This window comes from Mycolicibacterium sichuanense (genome assembly GCF_033741125.1).
Lineage (GTDB): Bacteria > Actinomycetota > Actinomycetes > Mycobacteriales > Mycobacteriaceae > Mycobacterium.
Genome location: NZ_JAWQPU010000002.1, coordinates 572,867 through 591,052, shown reverse-complemented (window position 1 = coordinate 591,052; position 18,186 = coordinate 572,867). Strand labels below are relative to the sequence as shown.

Annotated in this window: 15 protein-coding genes; 6 read left to right on the top strand and 9 right to left on the bottom strand. The window is 70.1% G+C overall.

Going from position 1 to position 18,186, the window contains the following annotated elements; translation table 11 throughout:
* Positions 1–7: 7 nt before the first annotated feature.
* Entirely contained in the window at positions 8–2,377 is a 2,370-nt protein-coding gene (gene ftsH, locus SBI80_RS09705) for an ATP-dependent zinc metalloprotease FtsH (protein WP_318974239.1), read from the bottom strand.
* A gap of 160 nt (positions 2,378–2,537) precedes the next feature.
* On the opposite strand from ftsH, the gene SBI80_RS09700 reads away from it, so the two are divergent.
* Both SBI80_RS09700 and SBI80_RS09695 read left to right on the top strand, forming a co-directional pair.
* A complete protein-coding gene (locus SBI80_RS09700; protein ID WP_318974238.1) occupies positions 2,538–3,530 on the top strand; it encodes an alpha/beta fold hydrolase in 993 nt (330 codons plus the stop codon).
* Between the two features lie 29 nt (positions 3,531–3,559).
* A complete protein-coding gene (locus SBI80_RS09695; protein ID WP_318974237.1) occupies positions 3,560–4,294 on the top strand; it encodes an SIMPL domain-containing protein in 735 nt (244 codons plus the stop codon).
* A 6-nt stretch (positions 4,295–4,300) separates the two neighbouring features.
* Here the strand turns inward: SBI80_RS09695 and SBI80_RS09690 are convergent, their stop codons facing one another.
* Genes SBI80_RS09690 through dacB form a run of 5 tightly spaced genes read right to left on the bottom strand, consistent with a single transcriptional unit; the run spans position 4,301 to position 10,618 of the window.
* Positions 4,301–6,535, bottom strand: a complete 2,235-nt coding sequence (locus SBI80_RS09690; protein WP_318974236.1) for a molybdopterin-dependent oxidoreductase — start codon at positions 6,533–6,535, stop codon at positions 4,301–4,303.
* Positions 6,536–6,567: 32 nt separating this feature from the next.
* On the bottom strand, positions 6,568–7,155 hold the full coding sequence (gene hpt / locus SBI80_RS09685) for a hypoxanthine phosphoribosyltransferase (RefSeq protein WP_413232684.1): 588 nt from the start codon (positions 7,153–7,155) through the stop codon (positions 6,568–6,570).
* 45 nt (positions 7,156–7,200) lie between these two features.
* Positions 7,201–8,175 carry a tRNA lysidine(34) synthetase TilS gene (gene tilS, locus SBI80_RS09680; protein WP_318974234.1) on the bottom strand — a complete coding sequence of 325 codons (975 nt, stop codon included), beginning with the start codon at positions 8,173–8,175 and terminating at the stop codon, positions 7,201–7,203.
* Entirely contained in the window at positions 8,154–9,206 is a 1,053-nt protein-coding gene (locus SBI80_RS09675) for an Rv3626c family coenzyme F420 biosynthesis-associated protein (protein WP_318974233.1), read from the bottom strand. The genes tilS and SBI80_RS09675 overlap by 22 nt, the downstream gene beginning before the upstream one ends.
* A complete protein-coding gene (gene dacB, locus SBI80_RS09670; RefSeq protein ID WP_489685601.1) occupies positions 9,203–10,618 on the bottom strand; it encodes a D-alanyl-D-alanine carboxypeptidase/D-alanyl-D-alanine endopeptidase in 1,416 nt (471 codons plus the stop codon). Before dacB ends, SBI80_RS09675 begins: the two co-directional genes overlap by 4 nt.
* Positions 10,619–10,754: 136 nt before the next feature.
* Here dacB and SBI80_RS09665 point away from each other — a divergent pair, with 136 nt between their 5' ends.
* From SBI80_RS09665 to alc, 3 genes are all read left to right on the top strand, one after another.
* Positions 10,755–11,243, top strand: a complete 489-nt coding sequence (locus tag SBI80_RS09665; RefSeq protein WP_318974231.1) for an inorganic diphosphatase — start codon at positions 10,755–10,757, stop codon at positions 11,241–11,243.
* Between the two features lie 82 nt (positions 11,244–11,325).
* The gene (locus SBI80_RS09660) at positions 11,326–11,841 is read left to right on the top strand and encodes a 2-oxo-4-hydroxy-4-carboxy-5-ureidoimidazoline decarboxylase (protein ID WP_318974399.1); all 516 of its coding nucleotides are present in this window, start codon (positions 11,326–11,328) and stop codon (positions 11,839–11,841) included.
* 23 nt (positions 11,842–11,864) lie between these two features.
* Entirely contained in the window at positions 11,865–12,893 is a 1,029-nt protein-coding gene (gene alc, locus SBI80_RS09655; protein WP_318974398.1) for an allantoicase, read from the top strand.
* Positions 12,894–13,018: 125 nt separating this feature from the next.
* Here the strand turns inward: alc and lhgO are convergent, their stop codons facing one another.
* Positions 13,019–14,230: an L-2-hydroxyglutarate dehydrogenase gene (gene lhgO / locus SBI80_RS09650; protein ID WP_318974230.1), complete on the bottom strand. Its 1,212-nt coding sequence runs from the start codon at positions 14,228–14,230 to the stop codon at positions 13,019–13,021.
* A 28-nt stretch (positions 14,231–14,258) separates the two neighbouring features.
* Complete coding sequence (locus SBI80_RS09645; RefSeq protein ID WP_318974229.1) at positions 14,259–15,548, bottom strand: acyltransferase family protein; 1,290 nt, start codon at positions 15,546–15,548, stop codon at positions 14,259–14,261.
* A 386-nt stretch (positions 15,549–15,934) separates the two neighbouring features.
* Here SBI80_RS09645 and SBI80_RS09640 point away from each other — a divergent pair, with 386 nt between their 5' ends.
* A complete protein-coding gene (locus tag SBI80_RS09640; protein ID WP_318974228.1) occupies positions 15,935–16,915 on the top strand; it encodes a 2-hydroxyacid dehydrogenase in 981 nt (326 codons plus the stop codon).
* Here SBI80_RS09640 and SBI80_RS09635 read toward each other — a convergent pair.
* Positions 16,912–18,162 carry an HNH endonuclease signature motif containing protein gene (locus SBI80_RS09635; protein ID WP_318974227.1) on the bottom strand — a complete coding sequence of 417 codons (1,251 nt, stop codon included), beginning with the start codon at positions 18,160–18,162 and terminating at the stop codon, positions 16,912–16,914. The genes SBI80_RS09640 and SBI80_RS09635 overlap by 4 nt on opposite strands.
* Positions 18,163–18,186: the final 24 nt, after the last annotated feature.

The window sequence follows — 18,186 nt, the reverse complement described above, 5'->3', positions numbered from 1 at the left end:
TGTCGTCTCAGCCGCGATCCGGCGGCGTGGACCGCTCATCGCGGCCCCGCTCATCCTGCTGGCCCGGTCCCGGCGTTCCACCGCGGGGTGCCTGATGACCGGGGTACGGCTGATACGGCGGATACGGCTGCTGATGCGGCGGCGGGTAACCACCCTGCTGCGGCGGACCCCAAGCCGGTGGCGGGGGCGGCGGCGGGTACTGACCCGGTCCCTGCGGAGGCCAGCCCGGCGCGTGCCAACCGGCGGGGGCACCGTAATTCGGCTGAGTGCTTGCCGGGGCGCCATTGGGGCCACCGGCATGGGAGCCATTGCCGTTCCCGCCGTTGTTGCCGTTGCCGTTGCTGCCGTTGACGTTGCCATTGCCGTTGACGTGGGCGTTCTGGGCCTCGGCGGCGCGGCTCGCTGCGGCGATCGCGGCCTTGAACGCGGGTTCCTGCACCGGCGGCGGCCACGGCTCACCACGTTCGATGGCCAGCTCGCCAGGGGTCTTGATCGGCGGCTTGTCCGACGGCACCCGGCCCCCGAAGTCGTCGAACATGGTCAGCCGGGGTCGCTTCTTCACGTCGGCGAAGATGGCCGTCAGCTCGGCGCGGTGCAGCGTCTCCTTCTCCAGCAGCTCCCCGGCCAGGGTGTCCAGGACGTCGCGGTACTCGGTGAGCACCTCCCACGCCTCGGTGTGCGCGGCCTCGATCAGCTTGCGTACCTCGTCGTCGATGATCTGCGCGACCTCGTGGCTGTAGTCGGCCTGCGTGCCCATCGACCGGCCGAGGAACGGGTCGCCGTGCTCGGTGCCGTAACGCACCGCACCGAGCTTGGAGCTCATGCCGTATTCGGTGACCATGGCGCGGGCGATCTTGGTGGCCTGCTCGATGTCGGACGACGCACCCGTGGTGGGCTCGCGGAACACCAGCTCCTCCGCGGCGCGGCCGCCCATGGCGAACACCAGGCGCGCGATCATCTCCGAGCGGGTCATCAGGCCCTTGTCGTCCTCGGGCACGGCGACGGCGTGACCGCCGGTGCGCCCGCGCGCCAGGATGGTGACCTTGTAGATCGGCTCGATGTCGGGCATCGCCCAGGCCGCCAGCGTGTGGCCACCCTCGTGGTAGGCGGTGATCTTCTTCTCGAGCTCGCTGATGATGCGACCCTTGCGGCGCGGGCCACCGACGACGCGGTCGACGGCCTCCTCCAGCGCGGCGCCGGTGATGATGGTGCCGTTCTCGCGCGCGGTCAGCAGCGCGGCCTCGTTGATGACGTTGGCCAGGTCGGCGCCGGACATGCCGACCGTGCGCTTGGCCAGCCCGTCGAGGTCGGCGTCGTCGGCGATCGGCTTGCCGGCCGAGTGCACGCGCAACACGGCGCGCCGGCCCGCGATGTCGGGGTTGGACACCGGGATCTGCCGGTCGAAGCGGCCGGGGCGCAACAACGCCGGGTCGAGGATGTCCGGGCGGTTGGTGGCGGCGATGAGGATGACGCCCTGTCGTTCACCGAAGCCGTCCATCTCGACCAGCAGCTGGTTGAGGGTCTGCTCCCGTTCGTCGTGGCCACCGCCCAGACCGGCGCCGCGCTGGCGTCCCACGGCGTCGATCTCGTCGACGAAGATGATGCAGGGGCTGTTCTGCTTGGCCTGCTCGAACAGGTCGCGAACCCGGGAGGCGCCGACGCCGACGAACATCTCGACGAAGTCCGAACCCGAGATCGTGAAGAACGGAACCCCGGCCTCGCCGGCGACCGCGCGCGCCAGCAGCGTCTTGCCGGTGCCGGGCGGGCCGTAGAGCAGCACGCCCTTGGGGATCTTCGCGCCGAGCGCCTGGTAGCGCGTGGGGTTCTGCAGGAAGTCCTTGATCTCGTAGAGCTCCTCGACCGCCTCGTCGACGCCGGCGACGTCGGCGAACGTGGTCTTGGGCATGTCCTTGGACAGCTGCTTGGCGCGGGACTTGCCGAAGCCGAAGCCCATCCGGCCGCCACCGCCCTGCATGCGGGAGAACATCACGAACAGGCCGACCAGCAGTAGCAGCGGCAGCAGGTAGATCAGCAGGGAGCCGAACACGCTGCCCTGGTTGACGACGGTGTTGGTCTTGACGTTCTTCGCGGTCAGCGCGTTGAACAGGTCGACGCCGTACCCGGTCGGGTACTTGGTGATGATCTTGTCGCTGTTCTCGGTGTCGCCGTTGCCGTTCTTCAGATCCAGACGGAGCTGCTGTTCGCGGTCGTCGATCTGCGCCGAGTTCACATTGGCCGCGTTGATCTGGCTCATCGCCACCGACGTGTCCACGGGCTTGTAACCGCGGGTGTCGTCGCTGAAGTAGAAGAAGGACCAACCCAGGAGCAGCACCACCGCGATCGCGGTGAGCGTGCGGATGACGTTCTTACGGTTCATACGTTGTCTTCGGCCAGCAGAGCTCCCCCGGATCGGCACAGAGGGAGAATCGAGCCGGCCACGTCCTTCCGATTTGCACAGGTTGAGTTCGTTCAGGCTACCGCTAGACCAACGATCGGCAGTTCCCGACTGCGCGCGGACCCGTGGTTGGCTGGAACGCATGGCCTCCTCGAACATCGCCACGACCGAGCGCTTCGTCGACACCAACGGCGTGACGTTGCGCATCACCGAGGCCGGAGACCGCGGCGCGCCCGTGGTCGTCCTGGCCCACGGCTTCCCCGAGCTCGCGTTCTCGTGGCGCCGACAGCTCCCCGTACTCGCCGCGGCGGGCTACCACGTCCTGGCCCCCGACCAGCGGGGGTACGGCGGGTCGTCGCGGCCGCAGGCGATCGAGGACTACGACATCCAGCGGCTGACCGGCGACCTCGTCGGCCTGCTCGACGACGTCGGCGCCGAACGTGCCGTCGTCGTGGGGCACGACTGGGGTTCGGTGGTCGCCACCAACCTTCCGCTGCTGCATCCCGATCGGGTGGCGGCCTGCGTGGGGATCAGCGTGCCGCCGGTTCCCCGCTCGCGGGTGCGGCCCACCGAGGCATGGCGCAACGCGTTCGGCGAGAACTTCTTCTACATCCTGTACTTCCAGGAGCCGGGGCTCGCCGACGCCGAGCTCGGGGCCGACCCCGCCCGCACCATGCGCCGGTTGCTGGGCGGCGTCCACACCACCGACGGCGACAACGTGTTCGTCCAGATGGCCACGCCGGGACCCGCCGGCTTCATCGAGCGGCTGCCCGAGCCGAACGCCCTGCCGGACTGGCTCACCCAGGAGGAGTTGGACCACTACGTCGCAGAGTTCACCAGGACCGGTTTCACCGGGCCGCTGAACTGGTACCGCAACTTCGACAGGAACTGGGAGCTGACGGAGACGACGGCGGCCCCGACCATCTCGGTGCCGACGCTGTTCATCGGCGGTACCGCGGACCCGGCACTGGCGATGACCCCACGCGACCGGGTGGGCGACGTGGTGTCCGGGCCGTACCGCGAGGTGCTGATCGACGGTGCCGGGCACTGGTTGCAGCAGGAACGGCCCGACGAGGTCAACGCCGCGCTGTTGCAGTTCCTCGGCGGGCTGGAGCTCGATCGAGCGCCCCGGTGAGCACGGGGGTGGCCGGTAGGGTTTCGAACATGCCGAAGTCGACGATGACCCGCCTGCTCCTTCTCGCATCGGCGGCGGTCGCCGTCGTCGGCGTAGTCGGTTGCGACTCCCGGGCAGCGGCGCCGGCGAACGTCGCGGGCACGTCGGCACCCCGGCAGGTGACGGTCGTCGGCGAGGGCAAGGTCGACGGCACGCCGGACCTGCTGACGATCAGCCTGTCGATCGCCGCCACCGCGCCCGACGCCATCGGCGCGTCCAACCAGACCAGCAGCCGCGCCAACGCCGTCACCGACGCGCTGGCGGGTCAGGGCATCGACCGCAAGGACATCAGCACCACGACGGTCACCCTGCAGCCTCAGTACGGCTCCGATGGCACCAACGTCATCGGGTACCAGTCGAGCAATTCGATCGACGTCAAGGTGCGCAAGATCGAGTCGGGACCGCAGGTGCTCGGCGTCATCACCAGCACCGGCGCGGACGCCACCAGGATCAACTCGGTGACCTACTCGATCGAGGATGACTCCCAGCTCGTCAAGGACGCCCGCGGCCGGGCCTTCGACGACGCCAAGAACCGAGCGCAGCAGTACGCCCAGCTCTCGGGTCTCGAGCTCGGCAAGGTGCTCTCGATCACCGAGGCGGGCGCCACCACCCCGCCGCCCACGCCGTCGCCGGTGCGCTACGACGCGGTGGCCGGAGCCGTACCGATGTCACCGGGCCAACAGACCGTCGGGTTCTCGGTGACCGTCGTATGGGAGCTGGGCTGACCCGGCTCAGACCACCGCCGCGATCTGCACGGGGATGCCGTTGAGCACCGCCGTTCCGGACAGCGGGTCCAGCGTCGTCCCGTCGTTGAGCTGATTGACGTTGACGCCGGGCTGCCCGGTCGCCACCGACTGCCCGGTGCCGCCGAGGTCGTGGCCCCAGCCGTGCGGCAGTGACACCACGCCGCGGCGAATGCGGTCGGTGACCTCTATCGGCGCCACCAGCTCGCCGCCGGGTCCCTTGACCCGGGCGGTGTCGGTCAGGCCGAGCTCGGCGGCGTCGTCGGGGTGGATCTGCAGCGTGCAGCGGTTGGTTCCGCCGGCCAGCGCGGGCAGGTTGTGCATCCAGCTGTTGTTGGACCGCAGGTGACGACGTCCGATCAGCACGTACCCGTCGGGCTCGTCGGTCAGCGCCGTGCGCAGCCGGTGCGCGTCGGCGATCAGGGCCGCTGGTGCGAGCTCAACCTTGCCCGACGGGGTGCGCAGCACTTCGGCCAGCCGCGGGCGCAGCGGCCCGAGGTCGACACCGTGGGGAGCGTCCTTGAGCGCCTGCAGCGTTAGGCCGCCGGGGTGCGCGCCGAAGGCGTCGCCGTAGGGCCCCAGCCGCAGCATCATGTCCAGGCGCCGCTCGTAACCGGGGCCAGCCGGCAGCATCGCCGTCAGCTCGTCGACCGAACGCCCCGCCACGGGCGAGTCCGGGTCCTTGGTCTCCTTGCCCAGCGTCGCGGCGATCACCTGCTCGTCGACCAGCGCGGGATCCGCGTCTAGGCCGAGACCGGCGACCATCAGCGCCAGGCGCGACAGGATCCGGGGCTCGTCGGGGCAGCCGTCGGCGAGCGGCAGCACCGGCGGTGAGTACCGCGCGTTGTTGCGCACCGACGCCCCCGCCAGGGCGACGTCGTAGTGGGCGCTGCGAGACGGCGGCGGTGGCGGCAGGATCACGTCGGCGTGCCGGGTCGTCTCGTTGAGGTAGGGGTCGACGCTGACCATGAAGTCCACCCGCTCCAGCGCGCGGCTCAACCGGTCCCCGTCGGGTGCGGACAGCACGGGGTTGCCCGCGATGGTGAGCACCGCCTTGACCTGGCCATCCCCGGGTGTCTCGATCTCCTCGGACAAGGCGGTCACCGGCAGCTCGGAGAGCACCTCGGGAAACCCGGAGACCCGGCTGTGCCAGCGACCCGTCAGGAAGCCGCGCCCGGGGCGCGGCGGTCGCGGCGCCGCGCCGACGGCCGACTGGGGGAACATCACCCCGCCGGGACGGTCCAGATTGCCGGTCAGCACGTTGATCACGTCGATGAGCCAGCTGCCGACGGTGCCGAACTCGACGGTCGAGGTGCCCATCCGGCCGTAGACCGCGGCCACCGGGGCCGCGGCGATCTCCCTGGCGACGGCCCGGATCTCCGCGGCGTCGACCCCGCAGTGCCCGGCCACCTGCTCCGGGGCGAATTCCCGTGCCAGCGCCCGTACTTCGTCGACCCCGTCGACGAAGTCGGCCAGCTCACCGAGCGCGACGAGGTCTTCGTCGAACAGCGTGTGCACGATGGCGAACAGCAGCGCGGCGTCGGTGCCCGGGCGGGGGGCGACGTGCCGGTCGGCCAGTTCGGCGGTGCGGGTGCGGGCCGGATCGATCACCGTCAGGCGGCCGCCGCGCTTCTTCATCGCCTTGAGCTTGCCGCCGAAGTCCGCGGCGGTGGCCAGGCTGCCGTTGGACACCAGCGGGTTGGCGCCGATGACGACGAGGTGCTCGGCGCGGTCGAGGTCGGGCACCGTGAACGCCACCGGGTTGCCGAATAGCAAGCCGAGCGCGACGTGCTTGGGCATCTGGTCGAGCGTGCTCGCCGAGTACACCTGGCGCGTGCCGAGGCCGCGCATGATCAGCGGCACGTACAGCGCACCGGCGATCGTGTGGGCGTTCGGATTGCCGGCGTACACCGCCACCGACGTGCCGCCGTGTTCGGCCAAGACCGCGCCAAGCCCCGCTGCGACGGCCGCGAAGGCCTCGTCCCAGCCGACCTCGACGAGTTCACCGTCACGGCGCACCAGCGGGCGGGTCAGCCGGTCCGGATCGTTGTCCAATTCAGGGAAGCTCGCCCCCTTGGGGCAGATGAACCCGGCGCTGAAGACGTCCTCGCGGTCTCCGCGGGCGCCGACGACCACCCCGGCGTCGTCGTCGACGGTCAGGGTGAGCCCACAGGTGGCCTCGCAGAACGGGCAGATCCTCAGCGCGGTGCGGGTGTCGACCATGACTGCATTCTGCGCTGCCGACGCCCGACGGCTCAGCGGTTCTCGTAGACCTTGGGGTCCAGGGTGCCGATGTAGGGCAGATCGCGATAGCGCTCGGCGTAGTCCAGGCCGTAGCCGACGACGAATTCGTTCGGGATGTCGAACCCGCACCAGGTGATGTCGACGTCGGTGCGCACCGCCTCGGGCTTGCGCAGCAGCGTGCACACCCGCAGTGAGCGCGGATGCCGGCTCGCAAGGTTGCGCAGCAGCCAGGACAGCGTCAGCCCGGAGTCGACGATGTCCTCGACGATCAGCACGTCGCGGTTCTGGATGTCGCGGTCCAGGTCCTTGAGGATCCGCACCACGCCCGACGACGACGTCGCCGAGCCGTAGGAGCTGACGGCCATGAACTCCAGCTGCGTCGGCAGCGGGATGGCGCGGGCCAGATCGGTGACGAACATGACCGCACCCTTGAGCACCGTGACGAGCAGGAGGTCCTCGCCGTCCTCGCCGATCGCCTCGCGGTAGTGCTCGCCGAGCGTCGCCCCGAGTTCGGCGACGCGCGCCTGGACCTCGGCTTCGGAGAGGAGTACCGACTTGATGTCACCGGGATACGGGTCCACGGCAGATTGCTCGGGCACGGCAACAGCGTGCCACGTCCGCGGGTCGGCGACCAACCCGCGGCGCTAAACCGGTTCCGTCCGAAGGACGATCAGGCCGTCGGCCCGCTCGGCGAAGAGCCGCTGACCGCGCAGCGCGGACCCCACCGCCACCCCACCGCGGCCGCGCCAGTCGATCGCCAGCCGGTCCACGCCGCGGATCTGCCCGTCGGTCAGGTTCGACGCGCCACCGTCGAGCAGCCAGCGCCTGATCAGCCTGCCACGGAGGGCGGCCGGCAGCTCCGCCAGGCGCGCCACGTCCAGCTGGGCCCCAGGCCCGGTGCCGACGGCGACCGAGCCAACCGCGCCGACCGCGAGGGCGTCGAGCGCGTCGGTGTCCTCGCGCAGCGCGACGGCCGTGCGGGCGAGCGCCTCGGCGACACCCCCGCCGAGCACGTCCTCCAGCAGGGGCAGCACCTCGGTGCGCAGCCGCACCCTGGTGTAGCGCGGGTCGGCGTTGTGCGGATCCGACCACGGGGTGACGCCGAGTTCGGTGCAGGCGGCCACGGTCTCGGTGCGGCGCACGCCGAGCAGGGGCCGGCCCCATGGCGGGTCGGACGGGCGCATGCCGGCGATCGAGCGCGCACCCGAGCCGCGCCCGAGCCCGAGCAGGACGGTCTCGGCCTGGTCATCGAGGGTGTGGGCGATCAGCACCGGAGCCCCGTCGCGCGCGGCGTCGAGCGCGGCGTAGCGGGCCGTCCTGGCCGCCGCCTCCGGGCCACCCGTCGCGCCGACCTCGACGCGTAGCACCCTGGCCGCGACGCAGCCGAGGGCCATCGCCTGCCCACGGGCGGCGTCGGCGACGGCGGCCGAATCCGCTTGCAGGCCATGGTCGACGACGAGCGCGATCGTGGGACGCAGGGAGGCGGCGGCGGCGGTCAGCGCCAGCGAGTCGGCCCCGCCCGACAGCGCAACGCACCAGCGGTCCCCGGCCGCGTCGTGGGTGCGGGCGAACGACTCGACCGCGCGGCGCACCGCGGCTAGAGGACCCGGTCGATCCATCGCTGGGGCTCGTCGACTTCCGTTGGCAGCGGCAGTGTTTCGGGACTGGTCCACACCGTGTTGAAGGCGGTCATGCCGACCCGGTCCACCACGTGGTCGACGAAGGCCTTGCCGCGGGTGTACTGGTTCATCTTCGCGTCGAAGCCGAGCAGCGTCCGCAGCAGGCGCTGCAGCGGCGGTTGCTTGCGTTGCCGCCGTTCGTCGAATCTGCGCCTGATGGTCGCCACCGACGGCACCACCTTGGGGCCGACCGCGTCCATCACGTGGTCGGCGTGACCCTCGAGCAGGGTGCCGAGCACCAGGAGCTGGTCGAGCGCCTGGCGCTGCGGCTCGGACTGGATGGCGCGCAGCAACCCCACCACGCCCTCGCCGTTCGGATTCGGGTCGGAACCGGCGCGCTTGGCGCGGACGAACTCGCCGAGCCGGCCGATGACGTCGGTCAGCTCCTGGCCACCGTCGTCGGTGACGGTGGCCAGCGACTGCGACATGTGTTGGCTCAGCCAGGGATTGGCGCGGAACTGCACGCGGTGGGTGACCTCGTGCAGGCAGACCCAGAGCCGGAAGTCCGTCGGGGAGACGCGCAGCTGGCGCTCGACGGCGATCACGTTGGGGTACACCAGCAGCAGCTCGCCACCGTCGGAACCGAAGGGGTCGTACTGGCCGAGGATGCCCGAGGAGACGAACGCCAGGACGGCACCGGTCTGCGCGCCGGTGACACGGCGCCCGAGCCGCAGCCCGGTCCCGGCACCGGCCTCCCCGCCGGTCATGACGCGCATGGATTCGGTTGCGGCACGCACCCATTCGGCCCGGTCGACGATGCGCGCGTCGGTGATGGCGACGTCCTCGGCGAGCCCCGTCACGTCACGCACCGGCCCCTCGGCCTTGCGGGCGGCCTCGGCAAGCTCGTCCATCGCCTGGCGCCGGGTGTACTCGGTGACCGGCGCCGCGGAGCGGACGAGCTTGGCCCCGACGGTGGCGGCGAACTCCCAGTCGACGGTCCGGCCGACCGTCACCGACGACGACGCGTTCACGCGCTGCACCCGCAGGACGCGATGGCGGCGGCCAGCGCGTCGATCGCGGTGCGCCCCGTGGGACCGGCATCGTTGGAGATCAACGAGAACGTCAGCACCCGGCCGCTGCCGTCGGTGACGAAGCCCGCCAGTGCGTTGGTGCCCGTGAGCGAGCCCGTCTTGGCGCGCAGCAGACCGGCGGTCGCCCGGCCGGCGTCGGTGTCGAGGAAGCGGTTGGACAGCGTGCCGCTGCCGCCGGCGATGGGCAGCAGGTCGACGAGCGGACGCAGGTCGTGACCGTCGCCGAGACCGTCGTTGGCGGCCGCGGCGCCGATCACCTCGTCGAGGGTCTCGGCGGTCAGCCGATCGTCGACCGACAGGCCGCTCGAGTCGTTCAAGGTGGCTCCGCCCGTATCGATTCCGGCCTTGGACAGCTGACCGAGCACTGCTTGGACGCCGCCGTCGAAGTTCTGCGGTTTGCCGACCGCGGCGGCGACCTCGCGTCCGATCGACTCGGCCATCACGTTGTCGGACTCGCTCATCATCTGCCGCAGCCGTTCGATCAGCGGGGGCGACTGCACCGAGGCGAGCTGCCGTCCGGTCACCGGCGTTTGCCGCACGGTGACGGTCGCGGGGTTCAGCCCGAGGGCGACCGCCAGCGCGCGGCCCGCGTCCAGCGCCGGCGTCCTGGAGCGGGCCGAGTCGACGCTCACCGGCTGGGTGCGCCCGCCGTCGAGCATCACGGCCTCCATCGGCGCGATGTCCCCGCCGTCGATGTCGGCCGGGTCCCAGCCCTTGGCGAACGTCGGCCCGCTGAAGGCGCTGGTGTCCACCTGGACGACCGTCGGCGTGACGCCGGAGCGGCGGACCTGGTCGGCGAGGTCGACGATGCGGGCGGCCCCGCGGTACCAGGTGTCGACGCCCTTGGCCGCCGCCGACAGCGTCGGATCGCCGCCGCCCTCGAGCACCACCAGGCCCGGTGACGCACCCTGATCGGGGGCGATCACCGTCGTCGTCAGGCGGGCGTCCCGGTCCAGGGTCAGCAGCGCCGCCGCCGTGGTGAGCACCTTGTTCGTCGACGCGGGTTGCATCGGCACGTGCGCACCCTGGGCCCACAGCTCGCGGCCCGTCACGGCGTCGGTGACACGGCCCGTCAGCGCACCGAGATCGGGGTTGGCGACGAACGGCGCCAGCGTCGCGCGCAGGCCGGCCGGCGTCGGGGCGGGAGCCGAGTCGGCGAGCGGAGTCACCGCGGGCTGAGCGGTGACCAGCGCGGGCCGGGGCGCGACGGCGACCTGCGGCTGGGGTGGCGCGCTACCGCTGGAGGTGGCGATCGCACCGACCGCGACGACGACGGCCACCAGGACCAGCACGGCCACGCCGACCCACACGTGGGTCGAACGGCGCCACCGAGTGGGTCGCGTGAGTCCGATGGTCGCGCTCCTGGGTTCCGGGGTGGAGCGGGCCCGTGCCGAGCCCGCATAGGGAAGGGTAATCGCTCGTCTAAGGTGAACCGCGTCGTCACCAGACGACCCCAGGATGCTGTGCAAACGCGAAGGAGCCGCGGCGGTGGAGTTCGACGTCGTCATCGAGATCCCGAAGGGGTCGCGCAACAAGTACGAGGTGGACCACGAGACGGGCCGGGTCAAGCTCGACCGCTACCTCTACACGGCGTTCGGCTACCCGGCCGACTACGGCTTCTTCGAGAACACCCTCGGCGAGGACGGCGACCCGCTGGACGCCCTGGTGCTGCTGCCCGAGTCGGTGTTCCCGGGCTGCATCGTCGAGGCGCGGCCGGTCGCGATGTTCAAGATGACCGACGAGGCCGGCGGCGACGACAAGCTGCTGTGCGTGCCCGCGGGCGACCCCCGGTGGGATCACATCCAAGACCTCGCCGATGTGCCGCCGTTCGAGCTCGAAGCCATCAAGCACTTCTTCGTGCACTACAAGGACCTCGAGCCGGGCAAGTTCGTCAAGGCCGCCGACTGGGCTGGTCGCGAGGAGGCCGAGGCCGAGCTGCAACGGTCGATCGAGCGATTCGAGGCCACCGGCCACTGACCCGTCCCGACGGGAAGTTTGCACCGACGTAACACGCGGTAACGCAGCCGTGCCATCGGGCTTCCATCCTGGGTGTGTGTTGATGCATCAGGGGATCGGCCTCGACGCGTTCAATGCGTTGGCCGAGCGCAAGGCCGTGCACGCGCTCTACGAGTGCTGCAACAGCATGACGACGGCCCGCCACCTGGCCTACGGCCGGCCTTACGCCGACCACGACGCCCTGTTCCGGCGCGCCGACGCCCTGCTCTTCGCGCTGCCGGAGTCCGCGATCGACCAGATGCTCGACGCTTGCCCCGAGCTCGGCCGCCGGCCGCGCAGCGAGAAGAGCCAGGCAGAGCAGTGTGCCCTCTGGGACGACGACCCCGCCCTGATGGCCGAACTCGCGGACGCCGCCCACGGCTACGGCGCGAACTTCGGCTTCGGCTTCGTGATGTACGTCGGCGGGCTCGACGCCAAGGCCGTGCTCTCGACCATCGGCGACCGCATGCACAACGACCTGGAGACCGAACGCAAGGTGTTGCGCAACGAGCTGGCGAAGATCAACCGCTCACGCCTTGAGCGCATGCTCGGACCCGAGGGCGGCTACCAGAACTGGTAGTGCCTAGGCTTCTCTGAGTGAGCATCCCGTCGGAGAAGAACCGCACGCAGTCGCACTTCCTGTCCCTTCCCGATCTGGCGGCCCGCCCCGCCGGTGGCGCGGTGCTCTGGGCCAACGACGATCTGTTCGCCGAGAAGGAGAACCTGATCAAGCCCGGTTCGGCCGAGTTCCGGCCGGCCACCTTCGGGCACAAGGGCCAGGTCTACGACGGCTGGGAGACGCGCCGCCGCCGCGACCTCGAGCCCGATTCGCACGACGCGGCCATCGTCCGGCTCGGCGTCCCGGGGATCGTCCGCGGCGTCGTCGTCGACACCGCCTGGTTCACCGGCAACTACCCGCCGCAGATCTCCGTCGAGGGCACCTACCTCGCCGGCCACCCCTCGGTGGCGGAGCTCGTCGAGAAGGCCACCTGGACGACGCTCGTCCCGCGCTCGGTCGTCAACGGCGACACCCGCAACCCGTTCTCGGTCGATTCGTCACGCCGCTGGTCGCACGTGCGGCTGTCGATCTATCCCGACGGCGGCGTGGCGCGCTTCCGGGTGCACGGCGAGGGTCTGCTCAACCCGGACTTCGCCGAGGGCATGACCCTGGACCTGGCTGCACTGGAGAACGGTGGCCGTATCACGGCCTGCTCCAACATGTTCTACAGTTCGCCGAACAACCTGCTGCTCCCCGGCACGGCGCGAACCATGGGCGACGGCTGGGAGACCTCCCGGCGCCGCGACTCCGGAAACGACTGGGTGCAGGTGCATCTGGCCGGCCGCGGCACCCTCGACGCCGTCGAGCTGGATACGTCCTACTTCGTCGGCAACGCCCCGGGCGTCGGCCGGCTGTCCGGCCGCGACGGGGACGGCGAGTGGTTCGAGATCCTGCCGCGGACCGCCCTGCAGCCCGACACGCGGCATCGCTTCGTGGTGCGCGACGACCGTCCCATCACCGAGGCGCGGCTCGACGTCTACCCCGACGGCGGCATGGCGCGGCTGCGGCTGTTCGGCAGCCTGACCGCCGACGGCCTGGACCGCATCCGCGAAAGCTGGTCCGACAGCTCGTAGGGCTCAGAACGCCCAGGCGCCGAAGCGTCCCCAGGCCACCACGATGGCGATCACCAGCAACGCCACGGCGGGCAGCGCCCCGGGAGTGTGACTCGACTCTCTACGTCACAGGGTAGGCGGTTCGCCTAGCCACCACCGGGGAGATCGACTCCGGTCGCCAGACCCGCGAGATGCCGCCCGATGGGCAGCGCGGCCGTCGCCGCCGGCGACGGCGAGTTCAGCACGTGGATCATGCGCTCGGTACGCTCGATGACGAAGTCGTGCACCAGCGTGCCGTCCCGTCGCACGGCCTGAGCCCGGATCCCCGCCTCGTACGGCAGCAAATCCTCGGCGACCAAACCCGGTGCGTACTTCCGACATTCGCGCAGATAGCTCCGCTTGGACAGTGAGTTGCGAATCTCGTGCATGCCGGTGCGCACGTTGGCCTTCGCGACGCGCCACAGCCCCGGGAAGCGTGCCATTCTGGCCACGTCGCGGACGTCGACGGAGAACTTCGGATACCCCTCGCGGGCCAGGCCCAGCACCGCGCTCGGCCCTACCGTGATGGCACCGGCAATGGTGGGGCTCAGGTGCACGCCGAGGAACGGCAGGTCCGGGTCGGGCACCGGGTAGATCAGCCGGCGAACGAAACCCGAACGGCTACTTGGCAATTGGAAGTACTCACCGCGGAAGGGAACGATCTGGACGTCGATCGGAACACCCGCCAGCTCGGCCAGTCGGTCGGCCTGCAAGCCGGCGCAGACCACCAGCCGGTCGCAGGTGATGGTCTCCGACGGCGTCGAAACCGAGACGCCCGAGGCGGTTTCGGTGATCGCCACCACTCGCTGACCGGTGCGCACCGCGCCACCAGCGGCCTCGATCGTCTCGACGAGCCGACGGGCGACCTCCCGGTAGTCGACGATGCCCGTCCGGGGCAGGTGCAGGGCGCCAAGACCGGTGACGTTGGGCTCGAGCTCGACGAGCTCCGCCCCGTCGATCCGTCGGCAGGCGATGCCGTTGACGGCGGCCCGCTCCTCGAGGGCACCCATGCGGGCCAGCTCGGCCCCGGTGGTGGCAACGATCAGCTTGCCGCACTCGTCGAATGCGATGCCATGGCGCTCGCAGAACTCCTTGGTGGCCCGCTCCCCCGCCTTGCAGAATCGCGCCTTCAGGCTCCCGGGTTCGTAGTAAATGCCCGAGTGGATGACGCCGCTGTTGTGCCCGGTCTGATGGGTGGCCACCGACGCCGCGGCCTCGAGCACGACGACCGATGCGTCCGGCTCGGCGAGCAGCAGCTGATGGGCCGTCGCCAGCCCGACGATGCCTGCGCCGACGACGCAGTAGCGCTGGCTCTTCATGCGTTCACGCGTCGACGGCAGATGGGGTTCAGGCGGCAGCCACCGCAGCCACCGCGGCCTTCTTCTTCGAGCGGACGCGCTTGGCGTAGTTCATCGCCGGCTTCTCGATGAGGTAGTAGGTGACCGATCCGAGGGCGATGGTGACCGCGAGCACGAACACCGTGTTCATCAGCATGCCCGGCAGCGTGTCACCGGCCATCAGACCGAACCGGCCCAACATCAGCAAGACCGGGAAGTGCCACAGGTAGGCCGACAGCGAGATCTCACCGACGAAGCGGATCGGCCGGAAGTCCAGCGCCGTCGCCAACCGCGACTTGCGGTGCCGCGCCAGCGGGGTCACCACGACCAGGATCATCAGCGCCGCAACGACCGCGACCGCCGCGGTGACGAACTGGCTGGCGAACACCAGGAGCAGGCCGGACACGATGAGCATCGGCAGGATGGCCAGCGCACTGATCACCCGCAGCCGGCGGGTCAGCCCCTCGGGCAGCGCGCCCTTGTCGATGGCGACGAAGAGGATGGCCGCCGCCATGCCGAGCGCGAAGTTGTCCGCGTTGGTCAGGAAGCTCTTGGTGAATACTGCCGCCCAGTTGGGACCCCAGTTCAGCAGGAAGAAGTCCTTGGTGTCGACGTGGGCGAACACCAGCGGGATGAACGCCCGGCCGATCAATCCGATGGCCAGCAGGACCGCCGGCACGATCGCCGCCAGCACCCACGGGCTCGTCGACACCCGCTTGCGCAGCCGGAACACGATCAGGAACAGCACCGGCAGCGAAGCGTAGAACGCGTACTCCAGCGTCAGTGACCACGACGGGTTGATGCCGGTCTGCACGTAGGCGGGGAAGTAGGACTGCAGCAGCGTCAGGTTGGCCGCCAGCATGCCCGGGTCGGTGATCATGCCGGTGCCGTCGTCGGTGCCGAGCGGCTGCAGCGCCGGGTTCTGCACGTAGGACACCTGCAGCACGAAGTTCACCAGCAGGAAGATGACCAGGTAGGCCGGCATGATCCTGGCGAAGCGATGCACGGTGTAGTCGGTCACGTTGGGCAGGAGCGCCGAGGAGCGGTCCTTGACGAGGTTGCGGATGAACGGCAGCGACAGCAGGAATCCACTGAGGACGAAGAAGTAGACCAGCGAGAAGCCGAACACGTTGGTCTGCCAGGTGGCCGCCGTCTTCGGCGAGTAATGGGTGGTCACGTGGGTGACGGCGATGCACAGGCACAGCAACCCGCGGACGCCGTCGAGCCCGATGATGCGTGCCCGAGGCGGCGGTGCGGCCGGAGCGCTTGCCGTGTTGCCTGCCGTCAAGTCCTGGGTCATTCGTTCGTCTCGCCTTGCCGTTCACGTGGTGTCGCGACGTCGCCGGTGCGCCGCCGAGGCTGCGACCAGCAGCGTTGCAAATCGACCAGGAGCTCGCCGAAGTTGCTATGGCAAACTCGAATTCGATGGTGCAATGCGGTGGCCAGTTTCTCGGTTGGTCGCGCCAGGGCAGGATATCCCACCGAAATGACCCGCGCACCCGTGTCGGTGTGAAGGCTGACACCGCGTACGAGGCAAATAGTTCATCGCGAATTTGGGCAGAAATGGCTATCTCCGACGCGGGCGGAGACTAGTCATCTGCATGGTAGTCGATGACGGGCTCGGATTTGGGCCAAGCGCGTCGGCCTTGAACGGCCGCGCGGCGGGCGTCGTACCGTGGTGACACCATGAGCACCCCACGTCGTGACCCCCGGAGCCGGACGGTGCTTCGGGTCGGACCGCTGAAGCCCTCGCTCGAGCAGACCCTCACCGAGCGCTATGGGGCGCTCGACCTGCCCGAGGAGCCGGGTGAGCGGGCGACCTTGCTGTCCGCGCACGGTGCCGACGTCGCGGCCGTGGTCACCTCGGGACGCACCGGGGTCGACGACGGGTTGATGGGCGCGCTGCCAAACCTGGGCGCGATCGTCAACTTCGGCGTCGGTTACGACACCATCGACGTCGACGCCGCCGCGGCCAGGGGCATCGGCGTGAGCAACACCCCCGACGTGCTCACCGACTGCGTGGCCGACACCGCGGTAGGACTGGTGATCGACGTGGTGCGCCAGTTCTCCGCCGCCGACCGCTATGTGCGGGCCGGTCGGTGGGTCGCCGATGGCAACTATCCCTTGACCCGGCAGGTCAGCAACAAGCGTGTTGGCATCATCGGCCTGGGGCGCATCGGTTCGGCGATTGCCAAGCGACTCAACGCCTTCGGTTGCCCGATCTCCTATCACAATCGCAACGCCATTCAGCATTCGCCCTACGCCTACGTTGGGTCAGCGGTCGAGTTGGCGCGGGGCGTGGACGTGCTGGTGGTCGCTGCCGCCGGAGGAAGCGAGACCCAGCATCTGGTGGACACCGAGGTGCTCGCCGCCCTCGGCCCGTCGGGATACCTGGTCAACATCGCCCGTGGCAGCGTGGTGGACGAGACGGCACTGGTGCAGGCCCTGGCCGACGGCCAACTGGCCGGCGCCGGGCTCGATGTGTTCGCCGACGAGCCGAACGTGCCGGAAGCGCTGCTGACCATGAACAACGTCGTGCTGCTGCCGCATGTCGGTAGCGCCACCGTCGAAACGCGGGCGGCGATGGAGCAGCTCACCCTCGACAACCTCGACGAATACCTAACCAACGGTCGGCTGGTGACGCCGGTCGTCGAGCCTGCAGGCTAGCGGTCCGGCGGTTCGTAGGGGTCGTACCACCACCGGTCGGCCTTTTCGCCGAGGGGTCCGCGGCATGGCGGGACGTCCGGCGGAGGTGTGGTCGGCGGGCGGGCCAGCGAGGCGTTGGTCAACGGGGTGCCGTCAGCGTCGGTCACCACCAGGTCGTCGGCGGTGCCGGCGATCGTGATGCCGCCCCGGTGGTGCAACCGATGGTGATAGGGGCAGAGCAGCACGAGGTTCTCCAGCTCGGTGGGACCGCCGTCCTCCCAGTGCCGAACGTGATGAGCGTGCAGCCCGCGGGTGGCACCGCACCCCGGGACCACGCAGCACCGGTCGCGGTGTTCCAGGGCTCGGCGTAGGCGGGGGCTGATCTGGCGGGTCTCCCGGCCCGCGCCGATGACCCGACCATTCTGCTGGAGCCAGACCTCACAGGTGGTGTCACAGAGCAGCATCCGGCGTTCATCGTCGGAGAGCAGACCACCCAAATGCCAGGCCGCCGAACGGCTCTCCACGTCCAGATGCACCACCACCGTGGTCCGCTGCCCGTGCGGGCGCTGGGCCACGTCGGTGTCCCAGCCGGCCTGCACCAAGCCCAGGAACGCATCGACCCGATCCGGGAACGGCGGCACCCGCACGTCATCACCGCCGGCATCATCAACGTCGCCATCACCGTCCCCGCCGTGGTCGCGTCTCCATTGCGCGATCAGCGCGTCGTGGTGCGACTGCACCGCGGCGTCGAACACCGCCGCCTCCGCGGGTGGCAGGGTGATCTTCCACGTCGTACCCGCCTCACCCTCCCTCCGAATGAAGGAACGCTCAACCTCCGGTGAGGGTCCGGGTTCGGGTTGGGGTTCCAGCTTCACCGCGGTCCGCAGCTGGGTCACCGTCGCGACCACGGCCAACTCGGCGTAGTGATCGTCGGAGCCCGATGCCGCCCCGGCGGCGATCACCCCGATCTGATCCAACGAGAGGCGGCCTGACACGGTGGCGGCTGCGAGGCGGGGGAATTCGTGCAACCGGCGCGCCACCGTCACCAGGTTCACCGCGTTGTGCGGGGAGATGCCCAACTTCCACGCCACCAGCGCAGGCACCGAGCGGGCGCCGGTGGAACCCCAGATGCCGTCGCGGTCGATCTCGGCGGCGATCTGCGCCAGCCGGCCGTCGATCGCGTTGCGCTGCCCCGCCAACTCCTCCATCTCGGCGAACAACACCTCCAACCGCTCCTGAGGAGCCAAAGACGTTGCCGCCGTGGACATACCATCATCGAAGCATAGGGGTAC

Coding starts and splice junctions, on each gene's coding strand:
- SBI80_RS09700 (WP_318974238.1), top strand. CDS start 2,538: ATGGCCTCCTCGAACATCGCCACGACCGAGCGCTTCGTCGACACCAAC.
- ftsH (WP_318974239.1), bottom strand. CDS start 2,377: ATGAACCGTAAGAACGTCATCCGCACGCTCACCGCGATCGCGGTGGTG.
- tilS (WP_318974234.1), bottom strand. CDS start 8,175: ATGGATCGACCGGGTCCTCTAGCCGCGGTGCGCCGCGCGGTCGAGTCG.
- SBI80_RS09660 (WP_318974399.1), top strand. CDS start 11,326: ATGCATCAGGGGATCGGCCTCGACGCGTTCAATGCGTTGGCCGAGCGC.
- SBI80_RS09645 (WP_318974229.1), bottom strand. CDS start 15,548: ATGACCCAGGACTTGACGGCAGGCAACACGGCAAGCGCTCCGGCCGCA.
- SBI80_RS09695 (WP_318974237.1), top strand. CDS start 3,560: ATGCCGAAGTCGACGATGACCCGCCTGCTCCTTCTCGCATCGGCGGCG.
- SBI80_RS09640 (WP_318974228.1), top strand. CDS start 15,935: ATGAGCACCCCACGTCGTGACCCCCGGAGCCGGACGGTGCTTCGGGTC.
- SBI80_RS09690 (WP_318974236.1), bottom strand. CDS start 6,535: ATGGTCGACACCCGCACCGCGCTGAGGATCTGCCCGTTCTGCGAGGCC.
- lhgO (WP_318974230.1), bottom strand. CDS start 14,230: ATGAAGAGCCAGCGCTACTGCGTCGTCGGCGCAGGCATCGTCGGGCTG.
- SBI80_RS09635 (WP_318974227.1), bottom strand. CDS start 18,162: ATGTCCACGGCGGCAACGTCTTTGGCTCCTCAGGAGCGGTTGGAGGTG.